This window comes from Kangsaoukella pontilimi, from assembly GCF_009830125.1.
GTDB classification, from domain to species: Bacteria; Pseudomonadota; Alphaproteobacteria; order Rhodobacterales; family Rhodobacteraceae; genus Kangsaoukella; species Kangsaoukella pontilimi.
On the sequence record NZ_WUPT01000001.1, the window covers coordinates 449,413 to 467,226 of the forward strand.

17 protein-coding genes and 1 riboswitch are annotated in these 17,814 nt (G+C 64.5%); of the genes, 13 read left to right on the forward strand and 4 right to left on the reverse strand.

Features of this window, described 5'->3' with window-relative positions; all coding sequences use genetic code 11:
* Nucleotides 1-24: 24 nt before the first annotated feature.
* A complete protein-coding gene (locus tag GQ651_RS02335; RefSeq protein WP_160762603.1) occupies nt 25-420 on the reverse strand; it encodes a hypothetical protein in 396 nt (131 codons plus the stop codon).
* Nucleotides 421-554: 134 nt separating this feature from the next.
* On the opposite strand from GQ651_RS02335, the gene GQ651_RS02340 reads away from it, so the two are divergent.
* From GQ651_RS02340 to GQ651_RS02360, 5 genes are all read left to right on the forward strand, one after another.
* Nucleotides 555-2,240, forward strand: coding sequence for an NAD(P)H-dependent oxidoreductase subunit E (locus tag GQ651_RS02340; RefSeq protein ID WP_160762604.1), 1,686 nt, complete (start codon nt 555-557; stop codon nt 2,238-2,240).
* A gap of 209 nt (nt 2,241-2,449) precedes the next feature.
* Nucleotides 2,450-3,742: a signal recognition particle-docking protein FtsY gene (gene ftsY, locus GQ651_RS02345; protein WP_160762605.1), complete on the forward strand. Its 1,293-nt coding sequence runs from the start codon at nt 2,450-2,452 to the stop codon at nt 3,740-3,742.
* A gap of 31 nt (nt 3,743-3,773) precedes the next feature.
* Nucleotides 3,774-4,673: an EamA family transporter gene (locus GQ651_RS02350; RefSeq protein WP_160762606.1), complete on the forward strand. Its 900-nt coding sequence runs from the start codon at nt 3,774-3,776 to the stop codon at nt 4,671-4,673.
* An 80-nt stretch (nt 4,674-4,753) separates the two neighbouring features.
* Nucleotides 4,754-5,362: an inner membrane-spanning protein YciB gene (locus GQ651_RS02355; protein WP_160762607.1), complete on the forward strand. Its 609-nt coding sequence runs from the start codon at nt 4,754-4,756 to the stop codon at nt 5,360-5,362.
* A 72-nt stretch (nt 5,363-5,434) separates the two neighbouring features.
* Entirely contained in the window at nt 5,435-6,385 is a 951-nt protein-coding gene (locus GQ651_RS02360) for a homocysteine S-methyltransferase family protein (RefSeq protein ID WP_160762608.1), read from the forward strand.
* A gap of 27 nt (nt 6,386-6,412) precedes the next feature.
* Here the strand turns inward: GQ651_RS02360 and GQ651_RS02365 are convergent, their stop codons facing one another.
* Nucleotides 6,413-6,706, reverse strand: a complete 294-nt coding sequence (locus GQ651_RS02365) for a PilZ domain-containing protein (RefSeq protein WP_160762609.1) — start codon at nt 6,704-6,706, stop codon at nt 6,413-6,415.
* Nucleotides 6,707-6,766: 60 nt separating this feature from the next.
* Nucleotides 6,767-7,480 carry a glutathione S-transferase family protein gene (locus GQ651_RS02370; RefSeq protein WP_160762610.1) on the reverse strand — a complete coding sequence of 238 codons (714 nt, stop codon included), beginning with the start codon at nt 7,478-7,480 and terminating at the stop codon, nt 6,767-6,769.
* Nucleotides 7,481-7,599: 119 nt separating this feature from the next.
* Here GQ651_RS02370 and speB point away from each other — a divergent pair, with 119 nt between their 5' ends.
* From speB to GQ651_RS02400, 6 genes are all read left to right on the forward strand, one after another.
* A complete protein-coding gene (gene speB, locus GQ651_RS02375; protein ID WP_160762611.1) occupies nt 7,600-8,547 on the forward strand; it encodes an agmatinase in 948 nt (315 codons plus the stop codon).
* A 197-nt stretch (nt 8,548-8,744) separates the two neighbouring features.
* Nucleotides 8,745-8,823: riboswitch (SAM riboswitch) on the forward strand.
* A 51-nt stretch (nt 8,824-8,874) separates the two neighbouring features.
* Nucleotides 8,875-10,056: an O-succinylhomoserine sulfhydrylase gene (gene metZ / locus GQ651_RS02380; protein ID WP_160762612.1), complete on the forward strand. Its 1,182-nt coding sequence runs from the start codon at nt 8,875-8,877 to the stop codon at nt 10,054-10,056.
* Entirely contained in the window at nt 10,053-10,784 is a 732-nt protein-coding gene (locus tag GQ651_RS02385) for a glutamine amidotransferase (protein ID WP_160762613.1), read from the forward strand. Before metZ ends, GQ651_RS02385 begins: the two co-directional genes overlap by 4 nt.
* A gap of 94 nt (nt 10,785-10,878) precedes the next feature.
* Nucleotides 10,879-11,979: a GTP cyclohydrolase FolE2 gene (gene folE2, locus GQ651_RS02390; RefSeq protein WP_160762614.1), complete on the forward strand. Its 1,101-nt coding sequence runs from the start codon at nt 10,879-10,881 to the stop codon at nt 11,977-11,979.
* Between the two features lie 370 nt (nt 11,980-12,349).
* A complete protein-coding gene (locus tag GQ651_RS02395; protein WP_160762615.1) occupies nt 12,350-12,940 on the forward strand; it encodes a DUF6151 family protein in 591 nt (196 codons plus the stop codon).
* Nucleotides 12,941-13,035: 95 nt separating this feature from the next.
* The gene (locus GQ651_RS02400; protein WP_160763917.1) at nt 13,036-14,421 is read left to right on the forward strand and encodes a TrkH family potassium uptake protein; all 1,386 of its coding nucleotides are present in this window, start codon (nt 13,036-13,038) and stop codon (nt 14,419-14,421) included.
* 55 nt (nt 14,422-14,476) lie between these two features.
* Here the strand turns inward: GQ651_RS02400 and GQ651_RS02405 are convergent, their stop codons facing one another.
* Nucleotides 14,477-16,171, reverse strand: coding sequence for a serine protease (locus GQ651_RS02405; RefSeq protein ID WP_160762616.1), 1,695 nt, complete (start codon nt 16,169-16,171; stop codon nt 14,477-14,479).
* A 133-nt stretch (nt 16,172-16,304) separates the two neighbouring features.
* Between GQ651_RS02405 and GQ651_RS02410 the strand changes: the two genes are divergently transcribed.
* Both GQ651_RS02410 and GQ651_RS02415 read left to right on the forward strand, forming a co-directional pair.
* Nucleotides 16,305-17,231 (forward strand): glycine--tRNA ligase subunit alpha, encoded by a 927-nt coding sequence (locus GQ651_RS02410; protein ID WP_160762617.1) that lies wholly within the window; start codon nt 16,305-16,307, stop codon nt 17,229-17,231.
* Between the two features lie 31 nt (nt 17,232-17,262).
* On the forward strand, nt 17,263-17,781 hold the full coding sequence (locus tag GQ651_RS02415; RefSeq protein WP_160762618.1) for a DUF6446 family protein: 519 nt from the start codon (nt 17,263-17,265) through the stop codon (nt 17,779-17,781).
* The last annotated feature ends 33 nt before the right edge of the window (nt 17,782-17,814 follow it).

The window sequence follows — 17,814 nt, forward strand, 5'->3', positions numbered from 1 at the left end:
GGTCTCGCCACGCGGGCGACGCGATCAGACGCCGATTTTCGGCCCAAGGCAGAGAAGCGGCTCGCTCATCTCGGCGGTCTCGTAGAGCGTGGTCGAGGTCGGGTCGTTCTCGAACATGGCCATCAGGCGACCGCCCCGCAGGTAGAAACTCCAGCACTGCGGCGCGCTCAGCCCCTCGTAGACGAAACAGATCCGATCGCCCTCGGGATACCAGTGGCCATCAAGGCATTCTCCGTCCAGATAGGACCAGCGCACGCGGCGGTCCGGCAGGTAGTCCTCGGCGCCAAACGGGCCCATGGGCGAGGCGTAGGACAGTGTCTTGCCGGTGGTGTGGCGCTCGAAAGCCTCCGCACTCATTGGAGGGTCGGCGGCCCATGCGGGCAGGGCAAGAACGAGCAGGGTGAGGCAGAGCCTGAACATGAACCGAGTGTCGCACGAGGTCACGGCGGATGCCAGCGCTCCGCAATCCGCCTCTCACGCGTCGGTTTTGGTGTGGTGACGTGCGCGGCGCGGGGCTAGTGTCCTGCGAGGAACCGGATCAGGAAGACAGGGCTATGGCGCTCGATACCGACAAGGCGAAATATCGCGACGGGCGCGGCAAGGGCCGCGCGACGCCGAAGGGCAGGCAACTGGACGACGCCGCGCTGGCCGAGGTCCGCGCTCTTCTTGGGGATCGCCCGCGCCGGCGCGACCTTCTGATCGAGCATCTGCATCTGATCCAAGACGCGCATGGCAGCCTTTCGGCGGCGCATCTGAGGGCGCTTGCCGAAGAAATGCGCCTTGCGCAGGCCGAGGTCTATGAGGTCGCGACATTTTACGCGCATTTCGACGTCGTGAAGGAAGGCGAGGCCCCGCCACCAGCCCTGACGATCCGGGTCTGCGACTCGCTGTCCTGCGAACTGGCGGGTGCCGCGGCGCTGAAGAAGGCGCTGGAAGACGGACTCGACCCGGCCGAGGTGCGGGTCCTTCGTGCGCCTTGCATGGGGCGCTGTGACACCGCGCCCGTGCTGGAACTCGGCCACAACCATATCGACCACGCGACACCGGAAAAGGTGCGCGCGGCGATCGCGGCGGGTGATACTCACGCCCATATGCCGGACTATGAATCCCTGGAAACATACCGTCGGTCAGGAGGTTACGAGACACTTCTCAACCTGCGTGATGGCGGCGACTGGGAAGAGGTGCAGGATCGTGTTCTGGCAAGCGGGCTTCGCGGCCTCGGTGGCGCGGGCTTCCCGTCGGGCAAGAAATGGGGCTTCGTTCGCACCAATCCCGGTCCGCGATACCTGGCGGTCAACGGGGACGAGGGCGAGCCAGGCACGTTCAAGGACCGATACTACCTGGAACGCGTGCCGCATCTTTTCCTTGAAGGGATGCTGATCGCCGCCTGGGCGGTCGAGGCCGAGCGCGCATTCATCTACATACGCGACGAATACCCCGCCGTTCTAGGGATCCTCCGCCGCGAGATCGCGGCACTTGAGACCGCGGGTCTCGTCGAGCCGGGCTATATCGACCTGCGCCGGGGCGCGGGCGCGTATATCTGCGGCGAGGAAAGCGCGATGATCGAGTCGATCGAGGGCAAGCGCGGCCTGCCACGGCACCGCCCGCCCTTCGTCGCTCAGGTCGGTCTCTTCGGCCGGCCCACGCTGGTCCACAATGTCGAAACGCTCCACTGGGTTGCGCGGGTCTGCCGCGACGGACCGGAGGTGTTGTCCGGCACGGAAAAGAACGGGCGCAAGGGCCTCAGAAGCTATTCCGTCTCGGGTCGTGTGGCGGAGCCAGGTGTCTATCTGCTGCCTGCGGGATCGACGATCACCGACATCATCGGGGCGGCGGGCGGTATGGCTGCAGGACATGTCTTCAAGGCGTACCAGCCCGGAGGCCCGTCCTCGGGCCTTCTGCCCGCAACCTTGGACGATGTGCCGCTCGATTTCGACACGTTGCAGCCCCATGGCAGCTTCATCGGCTCGGCTGCCGTCGTGGTCCTGTCAGACAGCGACAGCGCCCGTGCCGCGGCGCTCAACATGCTCCGCTTCTTCGAGGATGAAAGCTGCGGTCAGTGCACGCCCTGCCGCGTCGGCTGCGAGAAGGCGGTCAAGCTGATGCAGGCCGACCGCTGGGATCAGCCGCTCCTCGAAGACCTTTGTCAGGCGATGGCGGATGCCTCGATTTGCGGTCTGGGTCAGGCGGCGCCGAACCCGATCCGGCTGACGATGAAGCATTTCGCCAACGAAATCTGACGATCCGCCGGGGCAGGGGCTCTGCCACTCGCCGCCTGTCGGCGGCTCACCCCGGAGTATTTCGGAACAGAAGAAGCGCAAATTTGAATCAAATTGTCCTTCTTCTTGGCAAAAATACTCGTATCCCGCCAACTGCCACGCGCGCGGCGCCCGGTCTTCCATCCTCGGGCGCAAATGCGTAAGTGATCAGCAAGGGCGCTGGAGGCGGAATGGCATTTTTCTCGAAACTGAAAGAGCGGCTTTTCAAGTCATCGTCGAAGATCGACGAGGGTCTCGATGCGATCGTGGAAGACGGCGGCGTCGAAGAGGCTGCCGAGCCGCTTCCCGTGGACCTGCCCGAGGTTCCGGAAGAGACCCCTGCGGAGCAACCCGAGCTGGAGCTTCCCCCCGAGTTGCCGGAAGTGCCGGAACGTGGGCCGGAAGAGCTTGCCGAGGACCCGGTGACGGAGTTGCACCTTCCTGAGCCTGAGCCTGAGCCTGAGCCTGAGCCTGAGCCTGAGCCTGAGCCTGAGCCTGAGCCTGAGCCTGAGCCTGAGCCTGAGCCTGAGCCTGAGCCTGAGCCTGAGATCGCGCGCGTTATCGAGGCGGCGGCGCCGGCAACTGCACCTGTCGCGCGCCCCGGTTTTCTCGGGCGGCTTCTGGGACGTGGCGAAGCGAAGAGCGTGGTGCGGCGCGAACTTGATGACGACATGCTTGAGCGCATCGAGGACTTGCTGATCACGGCCGACATGGGCGTCGAGACCGCCGCGCGGGTCACAGCCAACATGGCCGAGGGACGGTTCGGGCGGCGCTTTTCGACCGAGGAACTGAAAGAGATCATGGCGACCGAGATCGCGCGGATCATGGAACCTGTCGCGAAGCCGATGCCGCTTTATCCGAAAAAGCCGCAGGTCGTGCTGGTGGTCGGCGTCAATGGATCGGGCAAGACCACGACCATCGGCAAGCTGGCGAGCCAGTTCCGCGCCGCGGGCAAAAGCGTGGTGATCGCCGCGGGCGATACGTTCCGCGCGGCGGCGGTCGAACAACTTCAGGTCTGGGGCGAGCGCGCAGGCGTGCCGGTCCTGACGGCGCCAGAGGGGTCGGATCCGGCCTCGCTCGCCTTCGAGGCTCATCAGAAGGCCGAGGCCGAGGGGGCCGATCTGTTGATGATCGACACCGCCGGTCGGCTCCAGAACCGCGCCGACCTGATGGAGGAGCTTGCCAAGATCGTGCGCGTCATCCGCAAGCGCGACCCGGAGGCGCCGCAGAACACGCTTCTGGTGCTGGATGCCACGACGGGGCAGAACGCGCTGAGCCAGGTCGAGACCTTCCAGAAAATCGCGGATGTCTCGGGTCTTGTCATGACGAAGCTCGACGGCACCGCCAAAGGGGGCGTTCTGGTTGCGCTGGCAGACCGGTTCGGCCTGCCGATCCACGCGATCGGTGTGGGCGAGCAGATCGACGATCTGCAGCCCTTCGATCCGCGCGAGTTCGCCGCTGCGCTCACGGGGCTCGACGCGTGAGGCGCCACCCGCGCCACCGGGCCGGGATGCGATGAGCGACTGGATTCTGTCGCTGGAGGGTACGCCATCCGGCGAAACGCTGGCGCTGATCCTCGCCGTACAGGCGGCATTTCTCCACGCGCTCTTCGGGGCGTTGCAGAAGCGTGTCACCGACCCTTGGACCGCGCGTTCGGTCATCGACGCCACCTATGCTGCGATGGCGGCACCATTCGCTCTGTTTTACTTTGGCACGCCCGACCCCGCGCTCTGGCCGCTTCTGGCGATCGCCTGGGTCATCCACCTTGGCTACAAGGCAATGCAGGCGGCGGCGTACAGCGTGGGCGCCTATACGGTCGTCTATCCGGTGGTGCGGGGGACGGGACCGGTCTTTACGGTCTTCGGAGCGGGGCTTCTCTTCGGAGAGGTCTTCTCAGCGGTACAGTGGCTGGGGGTGGCGGCTCTGGTGGCGGGCATACTGGGGCTGGCGCTCTATAACCTGAAGCACGTGACGCTGGACAGGGCACGGCTTCCGATGGCGCTTGGGCTGGCGGTGATCACCGGCGGGTTCGTCGCGGCCTATACAACATGGGACGCCTATGTGATCCGCGCCTTCGAGAACCCATTTGCCTTCCTCGCGTGGTTCTTCTTTCTCGACGGTCTGGCCTTTCCGGCGATCTACCTCGCCCGGCACCGGGGGCGGCTGCCGCGCCCGCTGAAGCGGCACGCGATCCTCGGCGTTCAGGGAGCCGTCACCGCCTATTTCAGCTTCGGTGGCATTCTGCTCGCCACGCGTCTCGACAAGGTGGGCGAGGCGGCGGTGCTGCGCGAGACCTCGGTCGTGTTCGCGGCGCTTATCGGCTGGCTGATGCTAGGCGAAAAGGTCGGGCCCCGGCGCCTGTCGCTGATGGCCTTGATCGCGCTCGGGGCGGTAATAGTTGAAATGGGCGGCTGAGCGTGGTCTTGGGGGCTCTGCCCCCGCGGCCCGTGGCCGCTCCCCCGGGATATTTGGGGGCCGATAATGAGGCATGATGGATGAGTGAAAAGACGATACCCGGCTGGCTGAAGCAGACACTGGATCTGGGACCGCCGCTCTTGTTCTTTGTCGCCTATCTTTACATGCGCGACGAGACCTATGCGATCGGCGGGACAGAATATGACGGGTTCATCGTCGCCGCCGGTATCTTCGTTCCGATCCTGCTGGTGTCGATCGCTGTGCTCTGGATGCTGACGGGCAAGCTCAGCCGGATGCAGGTTTTCACGGCGGTCATGGTGGTCGTGTTCGGGGGGCTGACCGTCTGGATGAACGACGAGCGGTTCTTCAAGATGAAGACCACCATCGTCTATGCTGTCTTTGCTGGAATTCTGGGGATTGGGCTTTTGCAGGGGCGCTCCTACCTCGCATGGGTCATGGCGGAGTTTCTGCCCATGCAGGACGAGGGCTGGATGAAGCTGACGCGGCGGCTGACCGGTCTTTTTTTGGCACTCGCGGTGGCGAACGAGGTCATCTGGCGGACCATGTCGACGGATGCGTGGGTCAAGATCGAGACCTTCGGATTCCCGATCGCGATGTTCCTTTTCCTCTGGCTGCAGATCCTGAGCCTGCAACGGTATATCGAAGAGCCGGTGGACCAGCGGGAATAGCCTCTGGCGCGTCCGGAAGGACATGATCATTCAAAAATGATATGTATTCCTCCGAAGCAAGGGGGACGGATCATGACGGGAAATGGTCGACTACCGCAACTCGACGGGCGCCACATGACTTGCGGCGGCGGTTTCGAGACCTGGCTGCAATATGTGGACGGGTTCGAGCTGAGGCATTTCTGCGCCTTCGAGTTGCTGAACGACCCGCGCGGGCGCGATTGCCTCGCCGACTATCACCGGAAGCTGGTCGAAGCTGCTGTTGGAAACGGCTTCGGAGTGATCAACGAGGGTCTTCATTATCGGGCAAGCCGCGATTGGGGCGAGCTTATCGGCTTTTCCCGCGAGGCTCTGGAAGAGATCAACATTCGTGGTATCGAGTTTTATCGCGATTTCGCGCGCGAATACGAGAGCCCCGAGACGCCTATGCTTGTGGGCGGCGTAATCGGACCGCGCGGCGATGCCTATAATGTCGGGCGGACCCCGGACGCTGCCGAAGCCGAAGAGTATCACGCGGAGCAAATCGCGACCTTCAAGAAAGCGGGCGCCGACATTGTCACCGCTGCGACCTTTTCGAGCGTCGAAGAGGCGATCGGCCTTTCTCGCGCGGCCAAGGCTGCGGGGATGCCTGTCGTGATCTCGTTCTTCGTGGCGCGGGGCGGGCGGCTCAAGGGCGGCGAATCGCTGGAGGAGGCAATCGGAAAGGTCGACGCCGCGACCGGGAATGCGCCTGCCTACTACATGATCAACTGCACGCACCCCACGGAGTTCACGCCGGGCCTCGACGATGGGGCGTGGACCCGGCGCCTCGGAGGGTTCATGCCGAATGCGGTGGCGATGGAGACGCTCGACCTCTGCAAGCTTGGTCATCTCGAAGACGGTGACCCGGAAGAGTTGGGCGGCCAGATGGCGGAGCTCGCCCGCCGATTTCCTCATATCAACGTATGGGGCGGCTGCTGTGGAACCGATGGCCGGCATATCGGCGAGATTACCCGGCAGGTTGCCGGGGCCCGGGCGCATGTCTGAGCGGGTCGTCCAGTGAGCTGAGCGTATCTATCGGAACGCGGCGAGGCGGTCGCCCGCCTTTTCCACCATCAGAAGAGTGGCGCTGTCGAGCCGGTCGAAGAAGCGCAGGCCCGCATGGCCCTTGCGGGACCAGTGGACCAGCGCCTTGACTTCGACGCCGTCGATCCAGAGCCGGACGGCGGTACCGGGCAGAAGATGTTCGGGGCAGGCGATCTTGGCACCGTCGCGCGAGATATCGAGAAGCGATGTTTCCAGCAGAAGATCGTCCACCGTCAGCCCTACGGTCACCTGCGTTTCCCGACGGTTGGGTCTGTAGTCCATGCGCCCGCTCTTTCCCTTCGCCGGGAAACTAGTGGCGCCGGGTTAACAGCGGGTTTCGTCTCAGCGATATCCGAACATCGCCTCGTTGGCGCGGGCCTTTTCCTCGGGCGAGAGCTTGCGGTTCCGAAGCTCTTCGTGAAGCCCTTTGCCCCGTACCACCGCCGGGCGGTTTGCCACGGTGTCCAGCCAGCGGGCAAAATGCGGCTTGTCTTCGATCGTCTGCTCCTGGCCTTTCCAGTTCTGCGCCCAGGGCCAGATCGCCATGTCGGCAATGGAATAGTCGGCGCCTGCCACGAATTCGTTCTGGGCAAGCTGACGGTCGAGCACGCCGTAAAGCCGCCCGACCTCGTTCCGGTAGCGGTCCTGCGCATAGGGCAGCACCTGTGGCGTCTCCAGGCCGGGGGCGTATTTCAGAAAGTGATGTGCCTGACCGGCCATCGGCCCGACCGCACCCATCTGCCACATCAGCCATTGGTCGACCGCGATGCGCGCACGCTCGGTTGCACCGCCAAAGGTGCCGGTCTTGCGGGCGAGATATTGCAGGATCGCACCGGATTCGAAGATCGAGATCGGGCGACCGTCGGGACCCTCGGGATCGACTATGGCGGGCATCCGGCCGTTTGGGGAGAGCTTCAGAAACTCCGGCGCACGCTGCTCGCCCTTTCCGATATCGACGAGCTTGACGGTGTAGGGCAGGCCCATTTCTTCAAGGGCGATGCTGACTTTCCAGCCGTTTGGTGTGGGCCAGTAGTAAAGCTCGATCGTGGCGGTCATGGTCGGTTCGGTCCTGTTCGCTGCGCCCTTCTGATAGTGGGGCGGGGCGCGGCGGATGCAAGTGCCGCTCGCCAAAACGTGTGGGATTGGTAATCTGGCAAAAACGCGGGAGGCATCGGATGGCGCATGGATACGAGACAGGCAGGCTGAACCTGCCCTTCGTGGGGATCGCGACATTCGCCAAGTCGCCCTACGTGCCGGACTGGAATGCGATCGACGCCGATGTGGCGATCCTGGGCGCGCCCTTCGATTTCGGCACCCAGTGGCGGCCGGGCGCGCGGTTCGGGCCACGTGCCATTCGCGATGCCTCGACGCTCTTCTCCTTCGGTCACGCGGGCGCCTACGATCACGAGGATGACGTGACCTATCTCGACGGGGTTCGGATGGTCGATCTCGGGGATGCCGATATCATTCACACCGACACCGAGACGAGCCACGCGAATATCGAGGCTGGCGTGCGCGCGATCCTCGACGCGGGCGCCCTTCCGGTGGTGCTGGGCGGCGACCATTCCGTCAATATCCCCTGTATCCGCGCCTTTCGCGACGAGGCGCCGATCCATATCGTCCAGATCGACGCCCATCTCGATTTCGTGGACGAGCGCCACGGGGTGCGTCACGGCCACGGAAACCCGATGCGGCGCGCGTCCGAGGAGGCGCATGTCGAAGGCCTCTCGCAGTTCGGCATAAGGAACGTCTCGTCCACGGCACGGGAAGGCTATGAGGATGCGCGGGCGCGCGGCTCGGACATCCTGTCGGTCAGGCAAATCCGGGCGCTCGGGACCGAAGCCGTGCTGGCGCGCATCCCTGAGGGCAAACGGTACTACCTCACCATCGACATCGACGGGTTCGACCCGTCCATCGCACCCGGGACGGGGACGCCGTCACATGGCGGGTTTCTCTATTACGAGGTGCTGGAACTTCTGGCGGGGCTGGCCAAGCGGGGCGAGATCGTGGGCATCGATCTTGTCGAGGTGGCGCCGGATTACGACCGGACGGGCACGACGGCTATTCTTGCGGCGCAGGTTCTTCTGAACGTGATCGGGCGGGTCTTTCACGCAAGGCGCTGAGCGCCGCGATCGGGTTGCGCTCGGCTGCGCCGATCGCGGTAATCGGATGCCGCGGGCATCCGACCGGGGCGAGGGGGCGTCCCGCCCCCTCGCGCTCCCCCTGGGAGTATTTCTGCCAAGAAGAAAGCGCTTTGGCGGCGTCTGCCGATGAGGCCCTGCGCGCAGCGGCGTCTTGACGGGACGCGCGGCAGGGCGTAGCGACGTTGAGTGGCGATTTGTACACCGGATTGCGGGCCACGTTAAACATTCCGCTAAAGAGGTCAGGGACGGCAATCGCCCCCGGCGCTCATGCGGTGGGGGCTTTTTTATTGGAGGGGGTTCCCTTTCATGTCGGACGACTGGAACAAAAGAACGAAACTTGTCCATGCCGGGACGCGCCGCTCGCAATATGGCGAGGTGTCGGAGGCGATCTTTCTCACACAGGGCTTTGTCTATGACACTGCCGAAGCGGCGGCCGCGCGCTTCGAGGCCGCGGGCGAGGACGAGTTCATCTATGCCCGCTACGGCAACCCTACCGTCGCAATGTTCGAGGAACGCATCGCCGCGCTTGAAGGGGCAGAAGACGCGTTCGCAACGGCAAGTGGCATGGCAGCGGTCAATGCCGCGCTGACCGCGATGCTGAAGGCCGGCGATCATGTGGTCTCGTCCCGCGCCCTCTTTGGCTCTTGCCTGTACATTCTGGAAGAGGTTCTGACCCGCTATGGGGTCGAGGTGACCTTTGTCGACGGCACCGATCTGGACCAGTGGCGCGCCGCTATGCGCCCCGATACCCGCGCCGTCTTCCTCGAGACCGTCTCGAACCCGACGCTTGAAGTGATCGACCTGAAAGCGGTCGCCGAGATCGCGCATGGGGTGGGCGCCACCGTCGTCGTCGACAACGTCTTTGCCACGCCGGTCTTCAACAATGCCATGGCGCTCGGCGCCGATGTGGTCGTCTATTCCGCCACCAAGCATATCGACGGGCAGGGGCGGGTGCTGGGCGGTGTCATCCTCGGCACGAAGGAATTCATCCGAAAGACCGCCGAGCCCTACATCAAGCATACCGGCGGCGCGATGAGCCCGTTCACAGCCTGGGTCCTGCTCAAGGGTCTGGAAACGCTTGATCTTCGGGTCCGCGCACAGGCCGATAGCGCGCGCGCGATCGCCGAGCGCTTCGAGGGCCACGAGAAGCTCGCCCGCGTTCTCTACCCGGAACTGGCCTCGCATCCACAGCACGCTGTCGCTGCGGCGCAGATGGAGCGGGGCGGCACGGTCGTATCGCTCGACCTCAAGGGCGGCCGCGAGGCGGCGTTCCGCTTCCTGAACGGGCTCGACATCGTGACGATCTCGAACAACCTCGGCGATGCGAAGTCCATCATCACCCATCCCGCCACGACGACGCATCAGCGCCTGACACAAGAGCAGCGCGATGCGCTCGGGATCGGGGACGGGCTGGTCCGGCTCTCGGTCGGGATCGAGGCGACGGAGGATCTGATCGCGGATATCGCGCGGGCGCTTGACGGGGCATGAAACCCTTCCTCGTGATCCAGCTTCGCCCCGAGGACGAGGCCGCCGATGGCGAATACGAGGCGTTCCTGAAGAAGGGCGGTCTTGCGCCTGACCGCGTGCGCCGGATCAGACTGGATCAGGCACCGTTGCCGGCGCTCGCGCTCGACGACTATGCCGGCGTTATCGTGGGCGGTGGCCCCGGCTGCGTCAGCGATGACCCCGCCGAAAAGGACCCCATCGAGGCGCGGGTCGAGGCGGATTGCCTGTCGATCATGCCCGAGATCACGTCGCGCGACATGCCCTTTCTCGGCTGCTGCTACGGGATCGGCATTCTGGCGCACCACCTGGGCGCCGAAGTGTCCAAGGCGCGCTATGGCGAGCCGGTCGGGCCGGTCGAATGCCGGGTGACCGAGGAGGGGGCAAGGGACCCGCTTCTTGAAGGTTTGCCGCCGGTCTTCGACACGCTGGTCGGACATAAGGAGGCCGTTCAGGCCCTGCCCGAGGGCACCGTGCACCTGATGGCGTCCGGTCCCTGCCCATTCCAGATGATCCGGCACGGGCAGAACGTCTACGCGACCCAGTTCCACCCCGAAGCCGACGGACAGGTCTTTGCCGACCGTATCCGCATCTACAAGAACCGCGGCTATTTCGATCCATCCGAAGCCGAGGCCCTGACCCGTCGTGTGATGGACAGCGACGTCACCCAGCCCGAGCGCATCCTGCGGCGTTTTGTAACCCGCTACGGGTGATCCGTCGGGGCAGGCCATTCGTAAACCTTGCGTGAAGAAATTGGACATACGCGTCGGAAGGCTTACCTACGCGGTTCCTGCAAGGAGACGGGCAATGAACATTCAAATCCGCAATCTCGACCGTGAACTGACGCGCGAGGATGCCCGGCAAGCGCTTGCGCTGCTGCGCTCTTATGCCGAAACGGCCGACGCGGAAGACTTCGAAACGCTCGATCCCGAGGTGGCGCGCCTTCTCCGGGGAGAGGCGGTGAGTTACCCGTCGCTCGCCCGCAGCTATCCCGAGGAATTCGAGGCCGACGAGGACTATCGGGCCACCTTGCCAGACCTTCAGAACGGCCCCGAGAGCCTGATCAAAGGCGCACATCGGCGCATCCAGCATGTGGGTATCTCGAATTTCCGCCTGCCGGTGGCCTTCCGCACGAAGGACGGCGGGTCGAGGACGCTTGATACGTCGGTGACGGGCACCGTTTCGCTTGATGCCGATAAGAAGGGTATCAACATGAGCCGCATTATGCGGTCGTTCTATGCCCACTCCGAGAAGACGTTCAGCTTCGAGGTGATCGAAGCGGCTCTGGATGACTACAAGTCCGACCTTGAGAGCTTTGATGCCCGCATCCAGATGCGGTTTGCCTACCCGATGCAGATGGAAAGCCTGCGCTCTGGGCTGAGTGGCTGGCAGTATTACGACATCGCGCTGGAGGTCGTGGACGAAGGCGGGACACGGACCCGCATCCTTCATCTCGACTATGTCTACTCCTCCACGTGCCCGTGCTCTCTGGAGCTGAGCGAGCACGCGCGCCGCACCCGCGGACAGTTGGCCACGCCCCATTCGCAGCGCTCGGTTGCGCGGCTCTCGATGGTGATCGACCCGGACGCGCCGACGCTGTGGTTCGAGGATGCGGTGGCACTGGCGCGGAAGGCCGTTGCGACCGAGACGCAGGTCATGGTCAAACGCGAGGACGAGCAGGCCTTTGCCGAGCTGAACGCAGCCAACCCGATTTTCGTCGAGGATGCGGCCCGGCTTTTTTCCGAGACGCTTCAGGGCGATGAACGCGTGGGCGATTTCCGCGTGGTGGCGAGCCATCAGGAAAGCCTGCACAGCCACGACGCAGTCTCGGTCCTGACCGAGGGCGAAACCTTTGACAATGTGTCCTTGGACCCGCGCTTCTTCGAATCCCTGATCCACCGAGGGTGAGGCCCGGTCCACCTGAAAGGTGGTCAAGGGTCCGGTGGACCTTTGAAGGGCCGAACGGGCGGAGCCCCGGCACAGGCCCGGTCCACCTGAAAGGTGGTCAAGGGTCCGGTGGACCTTTGAAGGGCCGAACGGGCGGAGCCCCGGCGCAGGCCCAATATAACGGCAGTTCCCTTTTGTGTGCCTCCCTGCTCTTGAAAGACTCGGTGGATTTCTGAACAGGCATTCGCGTTCTTCTTGGCGAAAATACTCCCGCCGGAGGCACAAATCGCCGCGAAGCGGCCCACGGCGACATGCGCAGCATGGCGCAAACCTCCGATTTTCCGACAGAAGCCGCTTTCCGTCCCGTTCAGACCTCATTAACCTCGCCGCCATGACGAAGAGGGCGCAAAACTGGTCCTGTGACTGCGGTGCATTCCGGCTGACCGTCGAGACGGGCGGCGGCACGCGGGCGATGTGTTATTGCAAGGATTGCCAGGCCTTCGCGCGTGCCCTTGGCAAGACCGCGATGCTCGATGCGCAGGGCGGCAGCGACCTTTATCAGGTCGCGCCCCAGCAGGTCCGGATCGAGGCGGGCGCCGCACATCTTCGCGTTCTTCGCCTGAGCGAGAAAGGCCCGTTCCGCTGGTACGCGGGCTGCTGTGATACGCCGGTCGCCAACACGTGGTCGAGCCGCGCGCTTCCTTTCGCGACGATGATGTCGCTCCGTTTCGAGGACCCGGCCGCACTCGGCCCCGTGGCGGTACAGGCGTTCCGCCGCGACGCCATAGGCTATGTCGAGCGCGAAGGCGGTGGCATGGGCAGGCTCTATGCCGAGTTCGGCCGGCGGGTTCTGTCGTCCTACTTGACCGGAGGCTGGCGGAAGGCACCCTTCTTCGACGGATCGGGCGCGCCTTTGTCTGAGCCCCGCACGCTCGACGCGGAGGAGCGCAGCCGCGCCTATGACGCGGAGCAGACCGTTTGAGCAGGGTGATCGGCCGCGAGCGCCACCGTACCGGCTTCGGCTTCCGCGCCGTGGGCTATGTGATCGGCCTTCTGGTGGCCGCTTTCGGCGCGACGATGGTGATCCCGCTGGTCATGGACCTGATGGCCGGAAACGGTCATGCCGGGGTGTTTTTCGAGGCCGGTCTGCTGACCTGCCTGACCGGCGGTCTCGTGGCGCTCGCCTCGGCCAATGCCGTGGGCGAGCGGCTGTCGATCCAGCAGACCTTCCTTCTGACCACCGGTGTCTGGGTCGTGCTGCCCTTTTTCGGGGCCATTCCCTTCGTGGTCGGTGCAACAGAGGCCAGCGTCACCGACGCGTATTTCGAGGCCATGTCGGGGCTGACCACCACCGGGGCAACGGTCTTCAACGGGCTCGACGATCTGCCCGAGGGGCTCTTGCTCTGGCGCTCCATGCTGCAATGGTTCGGCGGCATCGGCATAATCGTGGTCGCCATGGCCTTCCTGCCGGAACTCAGGGTCGGGGGCATGCAGATCTTCCGCTCCGAGGCTTTCGACACGTCGGGCAAGGTGCTGCCCCGCGCCGCCGAAATCGCGAGCCGCATCTCCATCGTCTATGTGATCCTCACGGTCGTCTGCACTCTCTGCTATATAGGCGTCGGCATGGGCTTTTTCGATGCGCTCAACCATGCGCTGACCTCGATCTCCACCGGCGGCTTCTCGACGCGCGACGCGTCTTTCGGCGCCTTCCAGGGGCCGCCGGAATATATCGCCGCGATCTTCATGATCCTGGCGAGCCTGCCCTTCGTCCGCTACGTCCAGCTGATGACCGGCACCGCGCGCCCGCTCTTCTCCGACAGCCAGATTCGCGTTTTCCTGATCGTTGTCACAGGCCTCGTGATCTTCCTGACAGGGTACAGGATGATCGTGAACGGCGACAATCCCGAGCACAGCTTCCGCGAAGCGATCTTCAACGTCACATCGATCATTACCGGCACCGGCTATGCGAGCGTGGACTATCAGCTCTGGGGACCGGTTCCGGTGGTGGTGTTCTTTTTCATCGGACTTGTGGGCGGGTGCGCCGGCTCGACCTGTTGTTCGGTCAAGATCTTCCGCTACCAGCTTCTGTTCCGCGCGATCGAGACCCAGATCCGCCGCATCCACTCGCCCCACGGCGTCTTCACCCTGAAGTACGAAGGCCGGAGCGTCGGCGAGGATGTGATCTCGTCGGTGATGGCCTTCGTCACGATGTTCGTCGTGAGCCTCGGCATCCTGACGGTGCTGCTGTCGGCCACCGGGCTCGATTTCGTGACATCGGTATCCGGCGCGGCGGCGGCACTCGCGAATATCGGTCCGGGACTGGGCGACATTATCGGTCCCGCAGGGAATTATGCGACGCTCAGCGACACCGCCAAATGGCTTCTCACCGCGGGAATGCTCGTGGGCCGGCTCGAGCTGATGGTGGTGCTCGTCATCTTCACCGCGCGCTTCTGGCGGTCCTGAGGCGCGCATTTCTTGGGAAGAAATGCCTCAAATCTCCCGAAAGGAGATTTGCGCCTCAGTTCCAGCAGGTCACCAGAACGGTCATGTCGCGCGCCCGTTGCGTGAGGTCTTCGGGCGCCATGCTATCTGCCGCGCTGTCTTCGGATGGTGAGACGATACCCTGAGCCTCAAGGAAGCCAGCGATCCCGCCAGTGTCGCGCGCAAAAACCACGCCCTCGGGCAATTGCCGGGCATCTTCGGCAGGCGGCAAAAGCAGCCCCGCGACACGTCCCGCATCGTCCAGAACCGGTCCCCCGGCATCGCCGTCCCTCGCCGCGACGGCGAGGCGGTGCAGGCTTTCGTCACCATCGAGGCCGCGCACGTCCTCGAGCGTGCCGAAAGTCACCGATGGCGCGGTCAGGACGCCGCCGAAGCTGTAGCCCGCGACCGCGATATCGCTCGACAGGCGCGGCTCGGCGGATGCAAGGCGCGCGTATGCCATGGGCGCGATCGGACCCTCCGGCCGGAGCAGGGCGAGGCCGAGTGCCTCATCCGTCGCGACAACGGTGGCGGAAAGATCGTTCTCGATCTCGACGCGCGCGCACCCGGCAACCGCATGCGCCGAGGTCAGGACGTCACCGCCACGCGAGACGTAGAAGCCCGAGGCTGTCGCCGCCGGTTGCCGAATCGCCAGTCCCGAAAGCAGGTCCACGCTTTGCGGTCCGTTCACCTCGTCCGGAAGCACGCCGTCGAGCGTGCGGAACGACTGTTCGAGCGCGGTGATCGCAAGCTGGGCCGCATAAGCCTCGTCTGTGGGCCAGACGACGACATAGCCCTTCACCGCACCGTCCGCCTGACGCGCATAGGCGTGGCTTCGGATGCTGTAGTTCTGGCCGTCTATGGTGAACTCGCCCCGTCTCAGGTTGCGCGGTCCGTCAAGCGGCATGATCTCGAGCGTTTGGAGAACCTCGTAGAGCCCCGCAAGCGTGGCCGCGTCCCCGCTCTGGCTGATCAGCAGGACCCGTGCACCGTCCTCTCCGGTGAAATGGGCAAAGGGAGGCTCGTATCGTTCGAACGTCACCCGGCCGAGGGGCAGGGTGGCGGCGATACCGGCGCGAAGATCCTCGACCGGCGACAGGTCGAGAGCGGCCAGCGCGTCGCGGTAAGTACCGACGAGGTCGCGGCGCTGAAGCGTCGTCAGAACGCCCGTCGCCTCGAATCCGTTCGCCGCCTGCCAGTCGGCCATGGCGCGACGCGTGCCCGAGCCGAAATCGGCATCGATGATCGAGTTGTAGAAGCCCGCTGCCCGAAGCGCGATCTGCACCTCTTCGCGGTCGTCGCGGGTCAGCGCGCGTTCGGCGTTGCGCGCCTCTGTCACGGTCTGTTCGCCCGGTTCCGGTTCGGGAAGCGGCTCTGCCGAAGGCGCAGGCTGCAGAGCGGCTGCGCCGCCGCCGAAGAACCGCGCGCCATAGCCGCGCCCGTCGGCCAGGAAACTGTCGCCCGGAATGGCGGCGCTGCCTCGAAGCGCGGCAAGGCGCGCGCGGGCCTCGCCCTCGGGGTAGGGGCCAAGCGTGATGGCGAACCAGCCCGAGGACAGGGCGAACCCGTTCACATCGGGAAGTCGCGCGGCGTAAATCTCGGCGCGCTCCAGCGCCTGACCCTCTGTCGGGCGTGCTTCGATCTGGATCCAGGCGGTGGTGTCCTGCGCCAGGGCGGGGTGCCCGGCTGCGATAGCGGCAAAAAGGGCAACTGCCCCGAAAAATCGTCTCATATCGGTCCCGTTCGCGTCGGTTCGGACCGTGATATCAAAAGGGCAGGCGACTGCACGCGAATTCGAGCGGGCGCGCGTTGACCCTCACTGGCCTGTTGCCTATTGAGAACGCGATTTTTCAAGGGATGCCGAGATGGCCGATACAAGCCAGCCGAAGAGTTTTCAGGAAATCATCCTGCGCCTTCAGTCCTACTGGGCCTCGAAGGGCTGCGCGATCATGCAGCCTTACGACATGGAGGTGGGCGCGGGTACATTCCACCCGGCGACGACGCTTCGCGCGCTCGGCTCCAAGCCGTGGGCGGCCGCCTATGTTCAGCCGTCTCGCCGCCCGACCGACGGCCGCTACGGCGAAAACCCGAACCGCCTGCAGCACTATTACCAGTACCAGGTGCTGATCAAACCGTCGCCGCCGGACCTGCAGGAGCTGTATCTCGGTTCGCTCGAAGCCATCGGGATCGACATGGCACTCCACGATATCCGCTTCGTCGAGGATGACTGGGAGAGCCCGACCCTCGGCGCCTGGGGCCTTGGCTGGGAAGTCTGGTGCGACGGGATGGAAGTGAGCCAGTTCACCTATTTCCAGCAGGTGGGCGGGCATGATTGCAAGCCGGTCTCGGGCGAGCTGACCTACGGGCTCGAGCGGCTGGCGATGTATGTTCTCGGCGTCGATCACGTCATGGACATGCCGTTCAACGACCCGCAATCGCCGATCCCGCTGACCTATGGCGACGTCTTCCGCCAGACCGAGGAAGAATACTCGCGCTGGAATTTCGACATTGCCGACACGGATGTGTTGCTGCGCCATTTCGAGGATTCCGAAGCCGAGTGCCACCGCATCCTTGCCGCGCCCGAGGTGGACCCCAAGACCGGCAAGCGCATCGTCATGGCCCACGCCGCCTATGACCAGTGCATCAAGGCGAGCCATGTCTTCAACCTGCTGGACGCGCGGGGCGTGATCTCGGTCACCGAGCGTCAGGCCTATATCGGCCGTGTCCGGGCATTGGCCAAGGCCTGCGCGGACGCCTTCGTGACGACCTCTGCCGCAGGGGCTGCCGCATGATACGGGCCGCGACGCATACGCTGGTGCCGCGATGAACGGCAAGGTGATCGGTGGCGCGCTGGTACTGTCCGGCCTCATCGCGGGTGCCGCGATGTATTACTTGCAGGTTTACGCCTTTTACGAGGACGTGAGCGCCGATGTCGAGAATGTGCAACTGACGACCGTTTCCGGCGGCCAGCCGGAACCCATCTTGTCGGAAAACATCAAGGCCATCGATGCCGATTCCTCGCCGCTCCGCTACCGTGCCTGCTTCGAGACACCCATGAGTCAGGCGATGCTGACCGAGACTTACGTGCTCTATGACGAGGCGGTGCCTCTCAATGCGCCCGAGTGGTTCGACTGCTTCGACGCTGACGCCGTGGGCGCGGCCCTGGAAGAGGGACGGGCGCTTGCCTTTCTCGGGACGGCCAACATCACCTACGGCATCGACCGGATCGTCGCCATTACCGACGATGGCCGGGGCTTCGTCTGGCACCAGATCAACGCTTGCGGGGAAGAGGTCTTCGATGGCCGCCCCGCGCCCGAGGGCTGCCCCGAGGCGCCCCGATGACCCATGCAACCGACCCAGACCTGACAGGACAGC